This window comes from Levilinea saccharolytica (assembly GCF_001306035.1).
In the GTDB taxonomy this organism is placed as follows: Bacteria; Chloroflexota; Anaerolineae; order Anaerolineales; family Anaerolineaceae; genus Levilinea; species Levilinea saccharolytica.
In genome coordinates, this window is sequence record NZ_LGCM01000027.1 from 1 (window position 1) to 21322 (window position 21322).

Sequence of the window (21322 nt, forward strand, 5' to 3'; positions counted from 1 at the left end):
ACCAGTTATGATAAAGGAGGTCGGTCGGCATTGGTTTACTCCGTTTCTAAAATGCTTCCGGAAAACCTATTTTAGTGGAGATCTGGTGCCGATCAACTATTCTTTTGTTAAAGTGTCAGGTGGCTAGTCTATTTGCAACAGGGGAGTATGATCGGGTAGACGTGGGTGGCATTCACCCAAAACCTAGACAAGGAGAAGAAAATGCATCAGAAAAGCCGTTTCCCTTACCTGCTGCTTGCTGTTACGCTCATTTTTGCTTTTGTTTTGAGCGCCTGCCAGCCGGCTGCAACCCCGACTCCGGAACCTGCGGCGCCTGTTGAGGCCCCGACTGAAGCTCCGAAGCCGACCGAACCGCCCGCCGAACCGACCGCTGTGCCGGAACCGGAAGTGGGCTCGCCGGAACACCCGATCAAAGTTTTGTTCGTCCCCTCCGTGGACGCTCAGGTGATCGTGAGCGGCGGTCAGGTGATGGCCGATGCGCTGAACAAAGCGACCGGCATGACCTTTGAAGTGACCGTGCCGACCTCGTATGCCGCGACCATCGAAGAAATGTGCGCTTCACCGAAGGACACGATCGGCTTCATCCCTGCGTTGGGTTATGTTTTCGCGAGCGAACTTTGCGGCGTGGATGTCTCCTTCAAAGCCGTACGCCGCGGTTTTGATGTTTACTGGGCGCAAATTCTGGTCGCCCGTGACAGCGACATCAAAGAGCTCAAAGACCTGAACGGCAAGAAGTGGGGTTATACAGACCCCGGTTCCACCTCCGGTTATATGGTTCCCTTGGCGATGTTCCAGGATATGGGCATCACCCCGGGCGAATCGGTTGAGACTGGCGGACACCCTCAGGCGGTCAAAGCCGTGTACAACGGCGAAGTTGACTTCGCGACCACCTTCTTCAGCCCGGCCACCAAGCCCGAAGGCGAAGAGCCCTGGAAAGTTGGCGATGATCCTGAAATCCCGGCTGACAAGATCGAGAGCTGCGCGCTGACCGAAGATAAGAAAAGCATTGTCTGCGACGGCTGGGTGGTGAATGATGCCCGCGGTAACATCCGCGAGGAAGCTCCGGATGTTGTGCAGAAGGTGCGCATTCTGGCCATTTCCCCCGCGATCCCCAATGACACGCTTTCCTTCAGCCCCGAATTCCCTGCGGAAATTCGCGCGAAGATCGAAGCCGCTCTGGTGGAATTTGCGAAGACCGAAGAGTGGAATAACTCAATCGGAAACAAAGATTTCTACGGCTGGTCTGGTTTGAACCCCGCCGAAGATGCGGAATATGACTTCGTCCGCAAGATGGTGGAAGCTGCTGGCGTGAAGTTGGAAGATTTGGGTAAGTAAGTTGTTTTGATGTACATTCCCCGGGCAGATGAAAATCTGCCCGGGATTCCTGTTATTTATCTGAAATCATTTTTTCCAGGCGAGAATCCCCAGCCGAGCAATTGGCTTTCATAACATTACCCAGGCGACACCCCAGAAGATCATGTTAAAAGTCTCGAAACTAAAAAAAGTATATGATGGCGGCGTCCAGGCGCTTGAAAACGTTAGTTTTGAAGTGCCAAAGGGACAGTTCCTGGCCGTAATTGGATTGAGCGGATCCGGTAAGTCCACCCTGCTGCGGTGCATTAACCGGTTAATTGAGCCTACCGAAGGGAAGATCATTTTTGACGGCGAAGATGTGACCGCAGCGTCTGAAGACGAACTTCGGCATATTCGCCGGAAAATCGGAATGGTTTTCCAACATTTTAATTTGGTCCAGCGCTCCTCTGTGTTGACGAATGTTTTGGCAGGGCGGTTGGGTTATGTGAACCCGGTTTGGAGTCTGTTCAACCGCTTCCCTGCGTCGGATTTGGAAAAGGCGATGCGCGAGCTGGATCGGGTGGGAATTGCTGATAAGGCAAAATATCGGGCAGACGAACTTTCAGGAGGCCAACAACAGCGGGTTGGCATTGCACGGGCGATGATGCAGGAGCCGCATTTGGTGCTGGCAGATGAGCCGGTGGCCAGCCTGGATCCGGTGTTAGCGCACAGCATTATGCAGTATCTGGAAAAAATCAACAAGGAAGATGGGGTAACGGTGCTGTGCAGCCTGCATTTCTTGGATTTGGTGCACCGGTATGCTGACCGTGTGATTGCTTTGAACCAGGGGCAGCTGGTTTTTGATGGTCTCCCTCAGGAGATTAACGACGAAAAATTCAAAGAAATTTACGGACGCGACGCGGAACGCGTAGGCTAAGAGGGTGCGAACGTGAAGAACCTTAGACAAATTGGGAAAAGTGCCCTTCTTGGGGTTGCAGTGCTGATTGCATTGGTGATTTACGCGTATGGGTTCAAAGTCACAAAAGTGAACCTCGACGAAACCCGTTCACCGCGCCGTCAGGAACAGTTGGTACGCATCTTGCGCGCATTGGCACGTCCAGACCTTGTGACCTATGATCAAGAAGAATATGTGGTGAACGCCCCCGTTCATGTTCCCTGCCCGGCGGGTGGGTATGAGGCTCCTGCGCCGAACACTGATGAACCCTATATGATCGTCACACCGGCTTGTGTTGAACCTGGCGGAACCGTGGTGGTGAAGGGCTTCAATTTTAACCCGGGAACGACTGGCCCATTGAGTTTTATCCCTCCCAGCGAGGTGAGCCTGCGGATGGGGAATATTCAAGTGGGCGCGGACGGCACGTTTGAAATTGAGGCTAAAGTCCCCAAACGCGAATCAGATGAAAATCAATATGTTCGCGCGATCACCCGCAAGCAGGTTGGGGGGCCGAAAATTTCACAAACAGCGGTTGATACGTGGGATAAAATTGTTGAGACGGTTTTCCTGGCCTTGTTAGCGACCACGATTGGTTTGCTTTTCGCGGTTCCTTTGAGCTTTTTTGCGGCGCGGAACTTGATGAAGGATGTCAACAGCCCATTGACGGTTGTGGCGTTGAATTTGCTGGCGATCCCGATTGGGCTGTATCTGGGCGGCAGACTCGCTGGTTGGATTGGCGGACTGAGCCAGGGGATTGACAGCATCGTGATTATGCTGTTAACCGTGATCCTGGGGCCTGTCATCGCTTACTTTGGCCTGCGGTGGGCCTTGCCGCAGGAAGAGTTGACCACGCCAACTTTGCAGACGCGGGTGATTCGCATCCTGGGGCTGGCCGCGGTGGTGTTTGTGGCCATCTTTAGCCTGTACATGCTCTCGGCGCTGGCGATGCGCATTGGGGATGCCTTGGAAATCGCGTTGGGGGCCGCGGGTTTCTTGGGAACCTTCCTGGCAGATCTGGGCGATATTCTGGGCATGGCGCTGGCTGTGATCACAGCTTTTGTGGGAGCCGGGGTGTTGAGCGGCCTGGCGGGGCGGCTGGGCAAATTCCTTGTGCGCGGGGTTCAGGCTAGAACAGCAAAAATTGTAATGATCGCGCTCGCTATAATTTCTGGAGCGGCGATTTTCATTCTGATCATGATGGGGATCAACTGGCTGTACCAGTTTAACAAGCCGGAATTGATTTACTATTGGCCGGGGGTGCTGGGCGCACTGGGCGGACTGTTCCTGGGTGTGCGGATGAAGCCGCGTGATCCATTCCCGATTGGGATGGTGATTTACAACCTGGCGCGGACGATCTTCAACGCTTTGCGTTCGATCGAAGCGCTGATCATGGTGATCGTTTTCGTGGTTTGGGTTGGGATTGGTCCTTTCGCGGGCGTTTTGGCGCTTTCTCTCCATACGGTTGCGGCTTTGGCCAAACTGTACTCGGAGCAGGTGGAGAGCATTTTGGTCGGCCCATTAGAGGCCGTCACAGCTACGGGCGCAAACCGGCTGCAGACGATCATCTATGCGGTGATCCCGCAGATCATTCCGCCGTACATTTCGTTCACGATGTACCGCTGGGATATCAACGTACGTATGTCTACGATCATCGGCTTTGCGGGCGGCGGTGGTATTGGCTTCCTGCTAATCCAGAACATTAACCTGTTGAACTACCGTGCGGCGAGCGCGCAGATGTTGGCGATTGCCCTGGTGGTGGCTTCTATGGATTACTTGAGCTCGGCATTGCGTGAGCGAACGGTTTAGTCAGACGTAATTGGCGAATGAAAAAGGCAGGCCGGGAAATAACCGCGGCCTGCCTTTTTTGATCAAAACATCGGATTACGGTTGGGGCTGCTGCTGGGTGATGCAGTGAATATTGCCGCCGCCTAACAGAATTTCCCGAGCAGGAATGGGGACAATGGTGCGATCCGGGTAGAGTACTTGCAATTCTTGTAGAGCTAAAGCATCATGAGGATCGTTAAATGTTGGCACGATGACGGCGCCGTTGCAGCAGTAATAATTGACGTACGAGCCCGCCAGACGGTCACCTGGGTTGCGGGGGAGGGTGCCCTCGGCTGAATCCACGCCCTGGCTTTCCTCTTCTGTGATGAAGATTGGGTTGGGAACGTGAATTTTATGCACTTCCAGGGCGCGACCGCGCGCGTCAGTGGTTCGGCGCAGCCGTTCGTAAGCGTCAGCGGATATCTCGTACTGAGGATCCTGCTTGTCATCGGTCCAGGCCAGAGCGATGACCCCTGGGCGCACGAAGCAGGCGATATTGTCTACATGCCCGTTGGTTTCATCGTTGAAGATGCCTTGACCCAGCCAGATGATCTTTTGAATATTGAGGTAGTCTTGCAGGTAGGACTCGATCTCGCCTTTTGAAAGTTCCGGATTGCGGTTGGGGTTCAGCAGACATTCTTCGGTGGTGAGCAGGGTGCCTTGTCCGTCGACATGGATGGAGCCGCCTTCCAACACCAGAGGGGCTTTGTAGCGGTCTACGCGTTCTAATTCGGCCACTTTGCGAGCAACCTTGTTGTCGTTGTCCCAGGGGAAGTATAAACCGCCTGTAAGGCCGCCCCAGGCATTGAATTCCCAGTCCACAACGCGGACGAGACCCTGGTCGTTTTTGACAAAAGTGGGGCCGCAGTCGCGCATCCAGGAATCGTCGTAAGAAAGTTCCACCACCCGAACGGTGGGGGGTAACAGGCTGCGCGCGTTGAGGTACTGGGCGTTGGATACCCCTATGGTGAGCGGCTCGAACTGCGCAATGGCTGCGGCGACCTGGGCAAACGTCTTTTGGGCGGGCTTTGCTCCCAGGCGCCAGTTGTCGGGGCGTTCTGGCCACAGCATCCAAGTGCCGGCGTGAGGCTCGAATTCACCGGGCATACGAAAGCCGTCCTGGCGGGGCGTGCTTGAAAGCGTTGCAGACATGGCTATGCCTGGACTTTCCTGCGTGCGGCGAGAAAGAGAAGGAGTTCGCCGAGCAGAAGGGTGACAGCTACGCCGATCAGGATGGGGGCAGCATAAGCCCAGTCAATCGGCTCGCCCGGAACCCAGATAAAGAAGACGATCGCCTGGATGATGAAAAGCTCGCAGATCACGGCGACGATCCGCGCGACACCATTGTTCACTGGAACGCGGTAAGGCCGTTCGCGGTTGGCGTCCGTCTTACGCAGTTTCAAGAAGGCGGGGAACAGCCCCAGGTAGGGCATGAGGAAGACCATCGAGGAGAATGCGAACAGGGTCCAGAACAGGTCTTCGGCGCTGCCGGCCATAAAACCGTAAAGGACGATCACCAGGGTGGAAACGGCGCCGGTGAGGATGAAGGCACTGACAGGGGTTTTATTGACAGGATGGAGCCGCCCAAAAATGGCAGGCAATTCGCCTTCGCGGGCGGCTTCGGCGGCGGTGCGGTTGGCGCCAATGGTCCAGGTGACCATATTGGCCAGCAGCGTGAAGAGCGCGCCGATGCCCAGGACGGTGACAATGGCGGTGCCTGCGGCAGATTGGCCAAAGATGATGGTGAGGGTATCGATGATGCCCTCAACCAGCCCAAGCTGATCCAGCGGAAGGGCCATGAGCATGCCCAGGGTCCCCAGGATGTAGAATAGGGCAATCAGCGCACCGGAGATGATGATGGCCCGGGGTATGTCTTTGCCAGGGTTGTGCATTTCTTCAGCGGCCCCGGACATCAATTCGAACCCCATGAAGTTATACACGATGACGGGGAGGAAAGCTAACCCCGCGTCCCATTTGGGGAGGATGCTTTGAAAGGAAAGATCATTAGCAATGCCGTTGCGCGAGGCAAACACGAAAGCGCCAACCCCAATGACGACCATGATCAGACCTTTCAGGAAGGCGCCGATATTGGGAATCCATTTGCCAGCATCCAAGGAGATAATGCCAAAGCCGACGGTTACCCATGTGGCGATGACACCAATGAGGATCTGTCCCCATAGGCTGAGGTCGGGGGCAAACAGCTGAGAAAAGATGCCCGCGAAGGCGATATATACTGACGGCATCCACAGGGCGACATTAATCCAATAGAGCCAGGTGGTGCGGGCAGCCCACTTTTCGCCGAAGGCCTGCTTGATCCACACGTACAGACCGCCTTCTTCGGGATAGGTGGTGCCTAACTCGGCAGTGATGAGCCCGTAGGGGATGAAGAACAGGAGCAGGGTGATGATCCACCAGGAAATGGCCGACGGGCCGATGGCGGCTGAGGGGGCGACTGTTTCGATGACGAGGATGGCGCTGACAGTGAAAAGGGTCATGTCCAACCCGCGGAGGACTTTTTTGAACCCTTTCGGGCTCGATTGTGGTTTTACAGCTGTGGTCATTGTTTAGGCTCCGTTCATGAATTTCTGATCGATGAACCCTTCGATTTTTCCGGCGTGGTAGCTGCGCAAGGCTTCGGAAGGCTTCTTTAGGCGGGGGTATACCAACCAAACCATCAACCCTTTTTCGGTATGCAGGCGGTTTTCGGATTGATCGTAGATGATGGACTGGGGGCAATCCATGACTTCATCGGTGACTTCGACACCGCGAGAAGCGGGCAGGCAGTGCATAAATTTACAATGGGCGGGGGCTTTCTTGAGCAGGTCCATGGTGACCTGGTAAGTAGGCATGAAAGCGGCGCGGCGCTCGGGGATCTGATCTTCTTGATCCACCCACCACCAGAGATCGGTGTAGATGAAATCGGCGTTGCGAACAGCTTCGACGACATCTTCGGTCACGCGCACACTTCCACCGGAGGCAGCGCAGTTGGCGTTGGCGATGTCCATCCAGGCCTGGGGGGGCTGATATTTCTTGGGGGCGGCGTGGGTGAAGTTCATGCCCAACTGTGTGCAGATGTGCATGAGGGAGCTGAGTACGTTTGTGGCATCCCCGATAAAAGTGACATTGAGGTCTTCGAGCTTTTTGCCTGCGGGCATGTGCTCCATCATGGTCACTACATCACAAACGACCTGGGTGGGGTGGTTGTAGTTGGTCAGCCCATTGATGACAGGAACTGTGGCTCCGGCAGCAAAACTGGTGACGGTTTCATGCTTGAGGGCGCGGATCATGATGACATCCACCATACGCGAGATTACCTGGGCGGTGTCGTAAATGGATTCGCGCGCGCCCAAGTGAATTTCGCCGGGCTTGAGATAGAGGGCATGGCCGCCAAGTTCAGAAATGCCCACTTCAAAGGAAATGCGGGTGCGGGTGGAAGGCTCTTCAAAGATCATCGCCAGCGAGCAATCTTGAAGCAATTTGGGTGTGGCTCCTTGTTTGTCAGCCTCTTTGATCTGAAGGATCAGGCTCATTAAATCCAAAAGTTCGGCTTTGGTGAAATCTTGAGTGTCAATAAAGTGGCGAAGCGGTTTCATACACAAATTCCTTTCAGGAGGGGGATTATGGATTTGAGAAGGAGCCAAAGTCTTCTTGTTTGGGCATCCATTCATCAATATTTCTCAAAATTCGAGGGACAAGGGCATATCCGGTAACTTTGATCCCAGGGATAGATGGGAGAACTGCGCGGATGAAATCTCGAAGCGCACCGTTATCTTTGAAGCGGGCTTCAATGGAGATTTCTTTGGTGCCTTGGCCTAAAGCCAGATAACTGATTTCCTGCATGGCAAGCAATCGGGCGATGATATCTTCTTCAAGTTGGGGATCGGCTTCGATGAATATGTCCGCGGCGGTGGCATAATTGAAATAAGCCGGGTTGACCACTGCGGTCAGGCGGACAGCGCCGAGATCTACCAGGCGGTCAATGCGCTTGCGGATGGTGCGTTCATTGGCCCCCAAAAGGCGAGCGATTTCTGAAGAAGCTATACGAGCGTTTTTCTGTAATTCGGTGATGATTTGGTAATCGAGCGTATCCAGGAAGTTTGTGTGCATCTTACCTCGCTTTGAAGTTCCGAAACGGAACAAATAAATACCGATTACGACATAATTATACAAAATCTGAGAGCCGCTTCCAAGTTATAAATGTCATGAAAAAGAGGAGATTCCGCACGGTTATTCAAATTCGTTTATAATCGCTGGGCTTTTATTTTGATCTTGCTTGCGGAGGACAGGTTGATTTCTCAGTTGTTGGTGAGCATTTTATATATTGCGGCGCAGATGCTTTCGGATATTGGCAGCCTGCAGATTGTCCGATTTGCTGGATTGTCTTTTGATGCTGGCACATTTATATACCCCATCACATTCACCCTACGCGATCTGGCCCATAAGACTCTGGGCGTTAAGGGGGTGAGGGTGTTAATCCTGGCGGGGGCAGGGATTAACGTTTTGATGGCGGGATACTTCTGGTTTGTTTCCACTTTGACCCCGGATGAAGCAGCAGGCAGCAGTGCGCTATGGGGGAGCGTGTTGGCGCCCGTTTGGAGAATCACTGCAGCCAGCATTGTGGCTGAGGTGATTTCCGAACTCCTGGATACAGAAATCTACCGGTTGATCGTGGAAAAAGTCACCCGCAAATATCAGTGGGCGCGTGTGTTGGTTTCCAACAGCCTGAGCGTGCCCGTGGATTCATTCGTGTTTAGTTTTCTGGCTTTCTATGGAACCATGCCCACGGAAATCGTTTTTGCGATTGTAGGAGCGAATATTCTGATAAAGATGCTGGTGACCGTGTTTAGTTTGCCGTTGATCTATACCGTTCGGGAACAGCAGGAAGTTCAATAGACAAATTCGCGGATGTCATAACGGCTGATGTGGGGAACGCCGCTGGATTCTGAGAAGCGCAGGGACGCGTTGATTTCTTCCGCCTGAGCGGCTCGCTCGGCAGCATTGAGCGGGCCGTATTCGTGTGCATAAGCCGATCGAGTGTATTCCATGCTCTCATGTTCGACCAGCTCCGAAAAATAGATGATGTCTTCGAGGTCGAGCTGCATTGCGTTGAGGATGCGAATGGTCTCGCGTACATGCTGAGCGGCATATTTCTTGCCTCCGACGCCCAGAAGAAAGATGACACCAACGGAAATCCCCGCCTTTTTAAGCAGAGCAACGGTTTGCACAGCGTCCGCGGCACTTCCGGACTTCTTGAGCGAACGTAGAAGCTCATCGCTACCAGTCTCCACGCCGATGTAAACCCGTTTTAACTGCATTTGGGCCAGGGTGTGGTAATCGGCGGCGGTTTTCTTTTCACCGCTGAAGCCGTCAAGGAATGCGAAAATTCCGCCGAGTTTTTCGACGGAAAACGTATTGTGGGTGATTTCCAGAAGGGGAACCAAGCGCTTCATAGGAATGACCAGGGCATTTGCATCGCCTAGAAAAATCGTACGGCGCAGGGATAGACCCTTTCCCAAATAATCGCGGACGGCCAGGGAGTGGACAGAAAATTCCTGCGGAGTTTTGATGTGAAAGGGACGGGATTTATAAAAATCACAAAAGGTGCAGGTATTAAAGGAGCAACCTTCGGCGGCTTGCAGGACAACAGCCATGTACTGATCGGGGGGCAAAATTCCCACGGGTTTATAGACCTGGGCGTATTGAGCGGCATCGGAAAGAGACTGCACCCAGGTAAAGTTCGCTGCGGATTCGAGGGCGGTGATGAGATCTGCATTTGCGGGAGGCTGAACCTCCGCTGTGCCATTTTGCAAGGCGATTAAGAGATCGGAGACAAAAGACTGCGCATAGCCAATTAATTGCTGCGATTCTTCGGCCGAACACCAGCGACGACCGCGCTCTTGAGTGGGGGAGATCCATTTCGCGATGACCTTCCCGTCGAGACCGCGACGGTAGGAGACGTTATTCATCATCGCTGTCCACAGTCGACCTGCCAGATCCCAGGAGAAAACAGCAGCATCTGTTTTGGTTTCACAGCTCAGGGTGAGGCTATTGCTCTTCCGGCTGAGGGTGATTTTTTGATTCTGCCACTGCCCAAGGTGGATCATACGAATTGCGCCTCCAGAATTTAATTGCGTAAGAAAATTATATGCTAGAATTTTGCAATATCCATTCCCCATGTTCTACTAAAGAAACCATATGCCTTTAACCCTTCAAACTGCTTTAGATACGCTGCCGATATTTTCCACCGCGAGCGTTATCGCTGGCCAAGGCGGATTGGGTCGAGAAATTCGTTGGACGCATATTGTTGACAATCCAGATATCTTGCCCTGGGTGAGAGAGGGCGATTTACTGTTAACGACAGCGTTTGCGATTAAGGATCACCCTGAGTCCTCGCAGGAGTTGGTGGCTAATTTACAGTCGAAGGGTCTGGCGGGGATGGTGGTGGCGGTGGGGCGGTATGTGCTGCAAATTCCGGCAGCAATGGTGGCGGCAGCGAACCAGCTGGACTTCCCCATTTTGACACTTCCGTGGGATGTGCCTTTTGTGGAGGTGACTCACGCTATCCACGAATTTTTACTGAAGGAACAGCATGCGCTGACGGAACGGTCCCTGACCATTCACACGGTGCTGACGCAGCTAGTAGTGGATGGGGGCGGTCTGGATGATCTGGCTGCAAAATTGGCGGCGCTTCTTCAACGATCGGTCACGATTGAGGACGATGCTTTAAATTTGTTGGCCTCTGCCTATTGTGAAGTCACGGATGAACTGCGAGATCGTAGTGTGGCCGAGAAGCGAACTCCCAGTGAGGGCATTCAATACTTTCGCTCAATCCGATTGTTTCAAGATCTGCAAAATGATCCGCGCCCAAAATATGTGGCGCCTGCCCCGCGAATTGGTATGACGCTGGAGCGATTGGTTTCACCAATCCTGGTTGGGTCACAATTGTACGGCTATATTTGGATCATTGCTGAGGCTGATTCGCTCTCTCCCATTGATTTCCTCGCTATTGAGCGGGGGGCGGCTGTGGCGGCGCTGGTGATGTCTCGGGAACACGCAGTATATGAGGCTGAGCAGCGTGGGAAAATGCAAATATTGGGGAGTTTGATTGACCCAAGTTTATCCAAGAATGTTTACGATCTGACAGACACTTTGGGAAAATTGGGGTTGAAGGGCGATTACCAGGTGGCTGCATTTGAGGAAATCAGCTCACCCCCCAAACGGCTGGATTTGCTGGTGCCAGTGATTGAGCAGACCCTGCGAATGGAAAACATTCAAGGGACCGTTGTTGAGTGGGGACGGAAAATTGTGGTTTTGATGGGAGACCTGCATAACGGCATTGGGCGTGAGGTTGTTGAGAAAATCGTTGCAAGCGGATCTCTGCACGGCGCTGAACTGCTAGCTGGGTTAAGCGGAACAGTACGCCAACCAGCCGCTGTACGAGCCTGTTATCAGGAAGCCTCCGAAGCCTTACATATTGGCAGGGTATTATGTGCCTCTGGCCGCCGTATTTGGGAGTTTGATCGGCTAGGATATTTGCAATGGCAGACCGTGATCCCCGAAGACCTCCGCAAAGCCAGTTTCTTTGAAAAGGTTGTGGAGCAAATTGCCAAGTATGACGAGGAGCGCGGTACAGATTTCTTGTTGACCCTGGAAGTATATACGGATGAACTAGCGAATGCGCAAATCGCGGCGAAAAAGTTATTTGTGCACCGCAACACCTTACGACAACGTTTATTAAAAATAGAAGACTTATGGGAGGTTGACCTCAGCGACAGCAACGCATTGATCAACTTGCATGTGGCGATCAAGGGTCTACGCTTGCGAAAAGCACATTAATTGTGCATGTTGAACAGCGGCTGCACTTAACAGGGGTTTTTTCTTGTGCAATATGGACTTTGGTTCACAGCCTCTTTTGATATGATTAATTCTGATATAATCCCCACTCTTATTGAAAATTAATGATATTTGGTTGATTCGGTTTCTGTTCGGCGTTCTTTTACCCGTTTTGCAGAAAATTCTCCACCCATTTTTCAGCGCAGGCTTCAAGGAGGAAGAACATGAGTGAGATTAACCATCAAGCGGTCCATGAGATTTCTGTGGAGCGAAAGAAGCTCAAACGGGAGTTGACCGTGCTGCCTTTATTCGGCTTGATTTATTTCACAGTGTGCGGCGGTTCGTTTGGCTCTGAAGCGATGGTGGGATGGTCGGGGCCGGGGATGGGGCTGCTGCTGCTGATCATCACTCCACTCATCTTCAGCATTCCGAACATGCTGATGGTGCGGGAAATGAGTTCGATGATGCCGGCAGAGGGCGGCTACTACCACTGGGTGAAGCAAGCTTTTGGACCGTTCTTCGGGTTCATCACCGGCTGGATGAATATCGTCGTGTCATGGGTGGATGTTGCTATCTATCCGGTACTTGCGGCGTATTACCTGGGGTATTTCATCCCCGTTGTACGAAACGGCATGATGGTTGGCGACACGTTCATTTCCAGCAATATCATTTCATGGGTGGTCGCCCTGGTATTAATCTGGCTCATTGCGGGCCTGCAAATTCGCGGCGCGCGTCTGGCGGGTCTGACCACCAACTGGCTAGGCGTTTTGATGCTTTTACCGCTGCTGATCATGTCCATTTTTGGGTTTATCAATTGGGCACAAAGCGGAGAAACGATCGCCATTCCGCTGCTGCCTGACGGTGAGACCTTCGTTGGGGCGTTTTCGGTCGGGCTGTTTGTGGCGATGTGGAATTTCATGGGCTGGGAACTGCCGACTTCGGCGGGAGATGAGATTGTAAATCCAAAACGAACGTATCCAATTGCGATGGCATTGACGCTGGTGGCTGCGATTGCGACCTACTCAATTCCCATGGTTTCCGGCCTTTTTGGTGGGGCAGGTGCGGATGGGATGTACCAGTTATGGGGCATCGAGGAATACGCCACGGATGAAGGCATTGGGCCGGTGCTGGCGGATTATGGGGTGAGTGAAGAGCAAATCGCCAGTTGGGGTGTAGATCCTACGGCGGCGATTGGGTGGGAATATCCAGAAATTGCACACATGATTGGGACGAAGTTTTCTGGGGAAGACGGCGCCCTGGCAGCCTTCTTGGGTACGATTGTAACAATTTCGGCGATGTTCTCGATGATTGGGTTGTTTATCGGGAACAGCCTGGGTGCCAGCCGGGTTCCTTTTGCTATGGCGGCAGATGGGATGATGCCGCGCTGGTTTGTGCGGGTGCATCCGAAGTTTGGCACTCCGTGGGTGTCTATTTTGGTGGCAAGCCTGGTATTTAGCGTGCTGTCGCTGAGTACTTTTGCCTTTCTGGTGGTGGTAGATGTCTTTCTGAATGTCGTGGCGTTGATGCTGCAGTTCCTGTCATTATGGAAACTACGCTTTTCACACCCGCACGTGCCGCGGCAGAGAGTGCCGGGCGGTTGGTTTGGGTTGGTTTTGGTGACGCTGCTGCCTTTCTCGATCATCATTCTGGCGATCGTCAGCCAGGTGCTCGAAGAAGGATTTAGTTCGATTTGGCTGGCTTTGCTGGCGATTGTGGTGGGTGTGGTGGTTTATTTGCTGAACCGGAAGTATGTGAAACCTGGGGTGCCTGATGTAAACCCGTGGGAGCCTGGATCAGCAGACTAGGCAAATATCCGAACAAGCAGAAGCACCGGCAACCTGATTTGTTTGCCGGTGCTTCTCTTTCGATTAAATGCGTGTAGCCATATATTCATACTTTTTTCATCGCATCTTTTCCATCAATAACGGCAAAACCTCCAAAGCCGAGGTCTCGCCGCAAGCGATGATTTCATCCGTGCGTGCAAAGCCCATGAAGATAGTGATATCTTGAGGGATGGAAGGGTGGAGATAAAATTCTGGCTTGACTTGTTCCAAATGCGCCTGTGTAAGTTTGGCTACCATCATCAACTCAGCCCTGTAGAAATCCAGAAAGAAATCCGGGAATGGGAACGGCCAGCTAGGGCGCATATTAATCTCTTGCCAGGGCAGTTCCAGCAGCGGGTTAAATTGCACATCCACCGCAAGGATGATATCTGCGCCCATTTCGCGGACCTGGCGCACCGGCAAGTTATTCAAGACGCCGCCATCCACCAGACGGCATCCATCCATTTCTAGAGGGGGGAATAAGCCCGGAAATGCCGTTGTAGCCAATACAGCGGGCAACAGCGGGCCGGAGGATAAGGTCACTTCCCTGGCTGAGATCAAATCCGTCGCTACCAGCGCCAGAGGAGTCGTCAGCTCTTCAATACAGATTTCTTGAGGAAACAGGGTCGTGAGGTATTCCTGAAACTGCTTTCCTTTTACAATTCCTCGTGTAGGGCTGGATACATCCACCAATTTGATCATTTCCCGCATCCGTGTAATGCGGCGGGCCTCTTCTTCCAACACATCAACTGAAATACCTGAAGCATAAGCTGCGGCAATCAAGCCGCCCATGCTTGTCCCGGAGATGCAATCAATCGGGATACCCGCGCTGGTAAGAATTTTCAGCACCCCAATATGCGCCAACCCACGCGCGCCGCCTCCGCTCAGGGCCAGGCCAATTTTTGGTCTTGTCATTATGAAATCTCCTTTGGCAAAAATCAGGCCAACATCCGGCCCTTCCCAAACATGGTGTAGTTTGGTATCATTCAATGTTGCACGCCGTCCAACGATGGGCGGCTTTGATTGTGTTTATGCACATTATAAAAGGTTGATCTATGCAAAGTCAGCGAAAAGATTTACGCAATATCGCAATTGTTGCCCATGTTGACCATGGCAAAACTACGCTAGTGGATGGAATGCTGCGCCAGGCTAAAGTGTTCCGAGAAAATCAACATGTGATTGAACGTGTGATGGACTCTAATGACCTGGAACGTGAACGCGGCATCACCATTTTAGCAAAGAATACCGCAATCACCATCCCAGATCCAGAAACTGGGGAAATTGTCAAAATCAACATTGTGGATACGCCTGGACACGCGGATTTTGGCGGAGAAGTGGAACGTGTTTTGAATATGGTCGATGGGGTGCTGCTGTTAGTAGACGCCGCTGAAGGGCCTATGCCGCAAACACGTTTTGTGCTGAAAAAGGCGCTTGAAATGGGGCTGCGCGCCGTGGTTGTGATCAACAAGATGGACCGAAAAGATGCAGAGCCGGACCGGACTCTTGACGCCACCTTCGATTTATTTGTTGAACTGGGTGCAAATGAAGAGCAGGCTGATTTTCCGATCATTTATGCCAACGGAATCACCGCAGAAGCCGGCACCAGTCACGAACTATCCCCAAACTTACAGCCCTTGTTCTCAGCGATTTTAAAACATATCCCTGCTCCGCGGATTGAAATGGATGAACCCTTCCGGATGTTGGTGACCAGCCTTAGTTATGATGACTACCGGGGTGGTACGGCAATTGGGCGGATTCATTCGGGAAAAATTACGGTGGGGCAGCGCCTGGCCCGCATTCTGCACGACGGCCAAACCCTCTATGAAAAAGCTCAGTATCTGTACCAATTTCAGGGTCTGGGAAAAGTTGAGGTTGAAAGCGCTGAGGCAGGCGACATTATTGCCATTTCCGGATTGGAGCGGGTAGAAATTGGGGAGACTCTGGCGGATGCCGATCAACCCATGGCGCTGCCGCCAATCACAGTTGAGGCGCCCACCGTGCGAATGACTTTTGGGGTGAACACCTCACCATTCACGGGGAGAGAGGGAAAATGGGGCACGTCGCGGAAGCTGCGCGAGCGTTTGTTTGGTGAGCTGCGCAACAACGTGGCTTTACGCGTGGAAGAAACCGACAGCGCCGACACTTTTATCGTTTCAGGGCGGGGTGAACTGCACCTGGCGATATTAATTGAGACCATGCGCCGTGAGGGATATGAGTTTCAGGTATCCAGGCCTGAGGCTATTTTTGAGCGCGGGCCGAACGGGGATATGCTGGAGCCTTTCGAAGAAGTTCACATTGAAACCAGCGCAGATACGGTGGGCACCGTAGTGGAAATGCTGGGGTCGCGACGCGGGAAGATGGTGGATATGGTCAATAATCCGGATAATTCCGTCCACCTGACGTATATTGTCCCAACCCGCGGTTTGCTGGGCTTCCGCTACCAATTCCTGACCGCTACACGCGGCATGGGGATCATGAACTCAATTTTCCGAGGCTACGAACCCCTGGCGGGGCCGATCCTCTCACGAACTTCAAGCTCAGTGGTTGCGTGGGAAAGCGGAACTACCAGCACTTATGGACTGAAAAACGCTGAAGAACGGGCAACTTTGTTCATTGGCGCAGGTGTGGATGTGTACGAAGGCATGGTTGTTGGCGAAACGCCGCGGCCCGAAGATTTGGTTGTCAATGTGTGCAAGAAGAAACATTTGACCAATATGCGATCATCCAACAAGGATATAGAAATCCGCCTGACCCCGCCGCGGGAAATGAGCATTGACGAGGCAATTGAGTATCTGGCCGAAGATGAGCTGCTGGAAGTCACCCCGGTCGCTTTCCGCATCCGTAAGCGCATCTTGAATACTGAGGAACGCGGAAAGCAGACCAAGAAAGCCAAAGAGATGTTGGGTGAGTCATGAAATCACCTGGGTTGTCGGTAAAGCTTCCACAACCGGTTGAGGCAATCTTCCAATCGGGAAGCTAACTCAGGGCCGCGATCGGTGGTGACATCGTCGGCATTTTCAAAAACCACATAGGGAACTGGACGGTTTTGGATGGTGATCCATTCTGGGTCTGAACTGCTCAACTCCGTCCAGTCCTCTTCTTTATACAGGCGTTCCAGTTTTTCATCTGGCAGGCCGTGTTCCAAAATACTGTCGGGACGGTCTGGATTGAATCGTCTCCGATTTTTCCGGAGAGACTCCTCCCACGGGACATTAACATAGAGAATGGCCATTCTTTCAGCAATAGCTGGATCAATATGCTGAAACGCAGAACGATAGCCGCCGTGCTCTTTTCCGCGGGAGAACTCCAGGAGGGCGGTCACATCCACGCCAGTGTTGACGTCACGGCAGGATTTTTGGTATTCGAGGCAAATGCGCTCGATGAGCAGGTCCCAAAGATATGGGTATTTGAAATTTTCCTGATCGTCTGTATGGAGACGAGGTAAACCCATTTTCGAAAGGAGTCGGTCCTCTTCAAACCAGGCCCACAACATGGGAAAATCATCAATTTGATGAAAATCCCCAACATGAAAGCGGGTTATCCGCTCTGATTTGGGCAGGTTTGTGAGAAAATGAATAATCTCACTTTTCCCAGCCGCCGGACGAGCAATCAACAGCAAGATGTCGAAAACAGAGGATTGCATTTTTTCTCCCAATTCAATTCGAAATTAAGGCAATTTTAGCATGGAACTCGATACGTGCCAGGAAACAGCAGAAGCTGCAAACTCATCGACACCCAAAGCGCCCGCCATCGTTGATGCGAAGGTAGTGAAACGAAACTTCTTTTACGGGGTCACCAATGGGGTGCTTTACATCACCGCAGAAACTGTTTTAGATCCGACTTTAGTGTTGGTCAGCTTTTTGAGTCAACTGACACAATCGCCAATATTGCTGGGGTTGGTCTTACCGATTCGCGATGGGGCCTGGTCGCTGCCGCAGCTGTGGGTATCGGGCTTTTTGCAGAACCAGCGTCACAAGCTGACGTTTTACCGCCAGAGTTCGTATGTCCGCATCGCCAGCTGGGTCTTATTGGCGCTTACCATGAACCTGGTCCATGAGCCGCAAAAACTGCTGATTGCATTTTTCACTGTGTATATCCTCAGCTCGCTGGCGAACGGTCTGGGAGGGCTGCCGTTCTTAGAAATCGTCAGTAAAACCATCCCTTCTGTGCGACGGGGTGAGTTTTTCGCCTGGCGTTTGGGGCTGGGTGGGCTTTTAGGGGTGGCCGGCAGTTTCTTTGTTCGGTGGGTGCTGGATCCCAGGAGCGGCATCGTCTTTCCATACAATTACGGCCTTCTTGCCAGCCTGTTTTGTGTTTTGGCTACGATCTCAATGATTGTTTTCTATAAAGTGGAAGAGCCGCTGGATCCGGTTGTGGTGCAGCGCAGCTCATTCGGTGAACAATTTAGGCGCGCACTTGTGGCGCTTAGAGAGGATGTGGATTACCGCCGGTATCTGGCGATGCAAAGCTCATTCTTGATGGCTGGCTCGGCTGCGCCGTTTTTTGCCGTGTTTTTGCAGCATGAATTGGGCGGCAGCCCGGCGATGATCGGCGTGTATCTGGCGGTAGTGACGGCAACCAACTTGCTGGCAAACATTGGCTTTGGGCGGATTTCTGGAAAAGTTGGCTACCGCAAGGTGCTCATCCTGGCCGCAATCGCCGGCACATTGATGTCTATCCTGGTGTTATTGCTGAGTGTACTGGCCAAACCAATGGGAATCTCGACACTGGCGGCTTCTTTGTGGCTTCTGCCGGTATTTTTCCTTTCCTCCATTCGCGGAACTGGCAATGGCGTCTCTTCCAGCAGTCTCCTGCTGGGGATCACGCCCGAAAAAGACCGATCATTGTATATCGGCTTTACCAACACCATTCTTGGCGGGGTGCTGCTGCTTACCGGCGCAAGCGGTCTGCTGGTGAATGCATTGGGCTACCCGGCGCTCTTCGGGTTCACAATCTTGATGCATTTATCCGCTTTGTTCTTCGTGCTGAAGATCCGCCAAAAAGGTTTGTAAGGCTTCGGGGATCTCCGAAAGCGGAAGCACCTGCCGTTCTTCTTGGGCGCGCGCTTTCCATTCTACGCCACCAGCCTTGAGGGAGCGGTCGCTGAGGGTAAGCCGAATGGGCAGACCTATGAGGTCGGCATCGGCAAATTTTACCCCGGGTGATTCGTCGCGGTCGTCCCATAAGATTTGAAAGCCGGCCTGGGTGAGTTCCTGGGCCAAGGCCTCGCCCGCAGCTTCGCCGCCCCGCAGGGTGACCAGATGAACATCCAAGGGACTCAACGCAGCCGGCCAGCACAGACCTGCTGGATCACAATTTGCTTCAGCAGCGGCGCCTAACCAGCCGTTGACAGAAATCTCACAAATCGCGTGAGAGGCTGGTTTTTGCTGACCCGAAGGATTCAGATACGTCACAGGTAGAGCAGGGGAGTGCCTGGATGATTCGGCCAGAGGTACTGCTGAGACTACCTGCAGCGGCTGTCCGCAGTTTGGACAGGGGTGACCGGGCTGCACCATCGCAAAATCAGCGGTGAGAGAAGGTTTGTAATCTCGACCCAAATTGACGTTGCGCAAATGGGTATCCTCTTGATTGGCCCCAGCCACGAGGTTGGGCGCAGATGCAGAAGGATCTGCCACAACATACACGCCGCGCAAACCCACCGGAGAGGCAAAGCCAGGCACAGCGCCCACTGCGCGGATTTCGTCCTCCGATGCAGGGCGTAAGGAGGAAGCGCCTAAGGCTCTCATCAATTTGTGCTCGTTGACCTCCAGATCACCGCGGATAACAGCAAAAACGAAGGTTTCTTTGTGCCCTTCGGGTCGGTCAAATCGTGCTACCAGAAAAACGGCTTTAGCCGTTTGCGACGCAGAGATATTCAAAAAGGAAGCTAGTTCGTCAATCGTCTTGACTTTTGGGGTATGCACCGGCTCCACCGGCAGCAGTTCTGCCTGCGGAACGGCAGGGCGCTGAAACTGCGCAGAGGCGAGCGGCGCACCGTAACAACAGTGGGGACAAAAGGCAAAATCATGAGAACCGCCAGGGTGAATGAAGACCTCATAGATCGAATGGTTGAACTTATCCTCCAGGGTCTGGTAAGGAATTCTGCTCTGCGTTAACAACTGCGTAATCTCACGCTGCATCTGCGCTGCCCAAGCCTGTAATGCTGTATCATCTGCTGCGGTGCAGCAAAACACAGTTTTTTGCAGCTGCGGAGGGTTGAGCAAGCCTGCATTGGATTTGAACTTTCGGTTTTCCTGCTTCACTTCGGCGAATAGAGTGCGCGGGAGATCTTTGTAAGAGCGGATAAAGGGGCGCAGGATGTTGGCAAAAGATTCCACCTGGTTCTCATTCATACTCCCACCAGGCGGAAGGATCACTTCTTGGGTGGGGGTGAAGGAGCGAACCCGTTGAACCAGCTTTTGCAGCAGCAGTGCGCCTAAGGGGGGAAAAGCAAGCTGATACCCAGGGGTGAATGTGATGCAGCCTGCTCGAAAGAGAAAACGAGCCCCCGGCGCATCAATTTCGGATGGAGCTTCGCGAAGTGTGCGCAGCAACAACTGGCTCATGCGGATCATATAAGCACCGTCCTTAGACCTTAAGACTGCGAAAATCATTCGCCGCCTGAACCAATTCCTGGCTGATGCCTGGTTCGTGAGCGGAATGGCCCGCCGCCGGCACAATTCGCAACTCCGACCCCGGCAGGCTTTTATGCACTTCCCAGGCTGTGCGCATGGGGCAAATCAAATCATAGCGTCCCTGCACAATGCGGCAGGGCATGCCCAACAGTGAAGATTTGATTTGATTCAAGAGGGCATCATCGCTAGGGAAAAAGGCGCGGTTGATCATGTAATGGCATTCAATGCGGGCGATAGCCAGAGCATTACGCGGGTCTTCTAAGTAGCTGGCGGCTGCATCGGGGTCAAGGTTCAAGTGAGCAAGTCTGGCCTCCCAGGTGGACCAGGCGACGGCCGCCTGAAGCCGTGTGGCTTCATCCTCAGAGGTCATCCGTTTATAATACGCACTGACCATATCCTGGCGTTCAGAAAGCGGGATGGGTTCCAAGAAATCTTCCCAGGCGTCCGGGTAAATCTGCGAAGCCCCTTGCTGATAAAACCAGCTAACTTCAGAAGAACGGCAAAGGAAAATACCACGCAGGATCAGGCCTATGGCGCGCTGGGGGTGCTGAGAGGCATACGCCAGGGCCAGGGTGCTGCCCCAACTGCCGCCAAACACCAACCATTTTTCAATCGCCAGGGTCGTGCGAAGAGTTTCGATATCCTGAATCAAGAGCGGGGTGGTATTCTCCCGAATTTCAGCATAGGGAGTAGATTTTCCGGATCCGCGCTGATCGAAGAGGATGATACGGTAATGGTTGGGGTCAAAAAATTGACGATGAGCAGGGCGGCAGCCGGCACCCGGACCGCCGTGTAAGAAAACCACCGGGGTACCGTTCGGGTTGCCGGATTCCTCATAGTACAGAGTATGCAGATCGGATACCTTGAGTTCGCCAATGCGATAGGGTTCAATCTCAGGATAAAGTTCAGTAGTCATAGTTGGGTCCTTTGAAGTGTATTTGAAGAGGGTTGCCAGATAC

At 52.9% G+C, this 21322-nt stretch carries 17 protein-coding genes; 8 read left to right on the forward strand and 9 right to left on the reverse strand.

Translation table 11 applies throughout. The features are described 5' to 3' along the window. The first annotated feature begins 165 nt into the window (after positions 1-165). The 3 genes from phnD (at position 166) to ADN01_RS06130 (ending at position 4054) form a co-directional block, all read left to right on the forward strand. Complete coding sequence (gene phnD / locus ADN01_RS06120) at positions 166-1335, forward strand: phosphate/phosphite/phosphonate ABC transporter substrate-binding protein (RefSeq protein WP_147239050.1); 1170 nt, start codon at positions 166-168, stop codon at positions 1333-1335. A 142-nt stretch (positions 1336-1477) separates the two neighbouring features. Beyond that, positions 1478-2230 carry a phosphonate ABC transporter ATP-binding protein gene (gene phnC, locus ADN01_RS06125; RefSeq protein ID WP_062418408.1) on the forward strand — a complete coding sequence of 251 codons (753 nt, stop codon included), beginning with the start codon at positions 1478-1480 and terminating at the stop codon, positions 2228-2230. Between the two features lie 108 nt (positions 2231-2338). After that, complete coding sequence (locus tag ADN01_RS06130; RefSeq protein WP_201778645.1) at positions 2339-4054, forward strand: ABC transporter permease subunit; 1716 nt, start codon at positions 2339-2341, stop codon at positions 4052-4054. A gap of 75 nt (positions 4055-4129) precedes the next feature. Here the strand turns inward: ADN01_RS06130 and aguA are convergent, their stop codons facing one another. From aguA to ADN01_RS06150, 4 genes are all read right to left on the reverse strand, one after another. Then, a complete protein-coding gene (gene aguA, locus ADN01_RS06135; protein WP_062418410.1) occupies positions 4130-5224 on the reverse strand; it encodes an agmatine deiminase in 1095 nt (364 codons plus the stop codon). A 2-nt stretch (positions 5225-5226) separates the two neighbouring features. Continuing rightward, positions 5227-6567 (reverse strand): APC family permease, encoded by a 1341-nt coding sequence (locus tag ADN01_RS06140; RefSeq protein ID WP_201778646.1) that lies wholly within the window; start codon positions 6565-6567, stop codon positions 5227-5229. A 69-nt stretch (positions 6568-6636) separates the two neighbouring features. Next, complete coding sequence (ptcA, locus tag ADN01_RS06145; RefSeq protein WP_062418412.1) at positions 6637-7665, reverse strand: putrescine carbamoyltransferase; 1029 nt, start codon at positions 7663-7665, stop codon at positions 6637-6639. Between the two features lie 25 nt (positions 7666-7690). Next, positions 7691-8179: an Lrp/AsnC family transcriptional regulator gene (locus ADN01_RS06150; RefSeq protein ID WP_062418413.1), complete on the reverse strand. Its 489-nt coding sequence runs from the start codon at positions 8177-8179 to the stop codon at positions 7691-7693. 180 nt (positions 8180-8359) lie between these two features. Between ADN01_RS06150 and ADN01_RS06155 the strand changes: the two genes are divergently transcribed. Further along, on the forward strand, positions 8360-8965 hold the full coding sequence (locus tag ADN01_RS06155) for a queuosine precursor transporter (protein WP_062418414.1): 606 nt from the start codon (positions 8360-8362) through the stop codon (positions 8963-8965). Here the strand turns inward: ADN01_RS06155 and ADN01_RS06160 are convergent. Continuing rightward, positions 8959-10176 (reverse strand): radical SAM protein, encoded by a 1218-nt coding sequence (locus ADN01_RS06160; RefSeq protein WP_062418415.1) that lies wholly within the window; start codon positions 10174-10176, stop codon positions 8959-8961. The two genes, ADN01_RS06155 and ADN01_RS06160, sit on opposite strands and share 7 nt — an antisense overlap. A 91-nt stretch (positions 10177-10267) precedes the next feature. On the opposite strand from ADN01_RS06160, the gene ADN01_RS06165 reads away from it, so the two are divergent. Continuing rightward, entirely contained in the window at positions 10268-11908 is a 1641-nt protein-coding gene (locus ADN01_RS06165; protein WP_062418416.1) for a PucR family transcriptional regulator, read from the forward strand. A 221-nt stretch (positions 11909-12129) separates the two neighbouring features. Next, positions 12130-13710 carry an APC family permease gene (locus ADN01_RS06170; RefSeq protein WP_062418417.1) on the forward strand — a complete coding sequence of 527 codons (1581 nt, stop codon included), beginning with the start codon at positions 12130-12132 and terminating at the stop codon, positions 13708-13710. A gap of 96 nt (positions 13711-13806) precedes the next feature. Here the strand turns inward: ADN01_RS06170 and ADN01_RS06175 are convergent, their stop codons facing one another. Then, positions 13807-14718, reverse strand: a complete 912-nt coding sequence (locus tag ADN01_RS06175) for a patatin-like phospholipase family protein (protein ID WP_147239052.1) — start codon at positions 14716-14718, stop codon at positions 13807-13809. 65 nt (positions 14719-14783) lie between these two features. Here ADN01_RS06175 and typA point away from each other — a divergent pair, with 65 nt between their 5' ends. After that, the gene (gene typA, locus ADN01_RS06180; RefSeq protein ID WP_062418419.1) at positions 14784-16643 is read left to right on the forward strand and encodes a translational GTPase TypA; all 1860 of its coding nucleotides are present in this window, start codon (positions 14784-14786) and stop codon (positions 16641-16643) included. Positions 16644-16645: 2 nt separating this feature from the next. Here the strand turns inward: typA and ADN01_RS06185 are convergent, their stop codons facing one another. Next, positions 16646-17371 carry a hypothetical protein gene (locus ADN01_RS06185; protein ID WP_062418420.1) on the reverse strand — a complete coding sequence of 242 codons (726 nt, stop codon included), beginning with the start codon at positions 17369-17371 and terminating at the stop codon, positions 16646-16648. A 40-nt stretch (positions 17372-17411) separates the two neighbouring features. On the opposite strand from ADN01_RS06185, the gene ADN01_RS06190 reads away from it, so the two are divergent. After that, complete coding sequence (locus ADN01_RS06190) at positions 17412-18740, forward strand: MFS transporter (protein ID WP_082142797.1); 1329 nt, start codon at positions 17412-17414, stop codon at positions 18738-18740. Here the strand turns inward: ADN01_RS06190 and ADN01_RS06195 are convergent. Both ADN01_RS06195 and pip read right to left on the reverse strand, forming a co-directional pair. Continuing rightward, positions 18693-20303 carry a proline--tRNA ligase gene (locus ADN01_RS06195; RefSeq protein WP_062418422.1) on the reverse strand — a complete coding sequence of 537 codons (1611 nt, stop codon included), beginning with the start codon at positions 20301-20303 and terminating at the stop codon, positions 18693-18695. The genes ADN01_RS06190 and ADN01_RS06195 overlap by 48 nt on opposite strands. Positions 20304-20316: 13 nt before the next feature. Continuing rightward, positions 20317-21279 carry a prolyl aminopeptidase gene (gene pip, locus ADN01_RS06200; protein ID WP_062418423.1) on the reverse strand — a complete coding sequence of 321 codons (963 nt, stop codon included), beginning with the start codon at positions 21277-21279 and terminating at the stop codon, positions 20317-20319. Between the last annotated feature and the right edge of the window lie 43 nt (positions 21280-21322).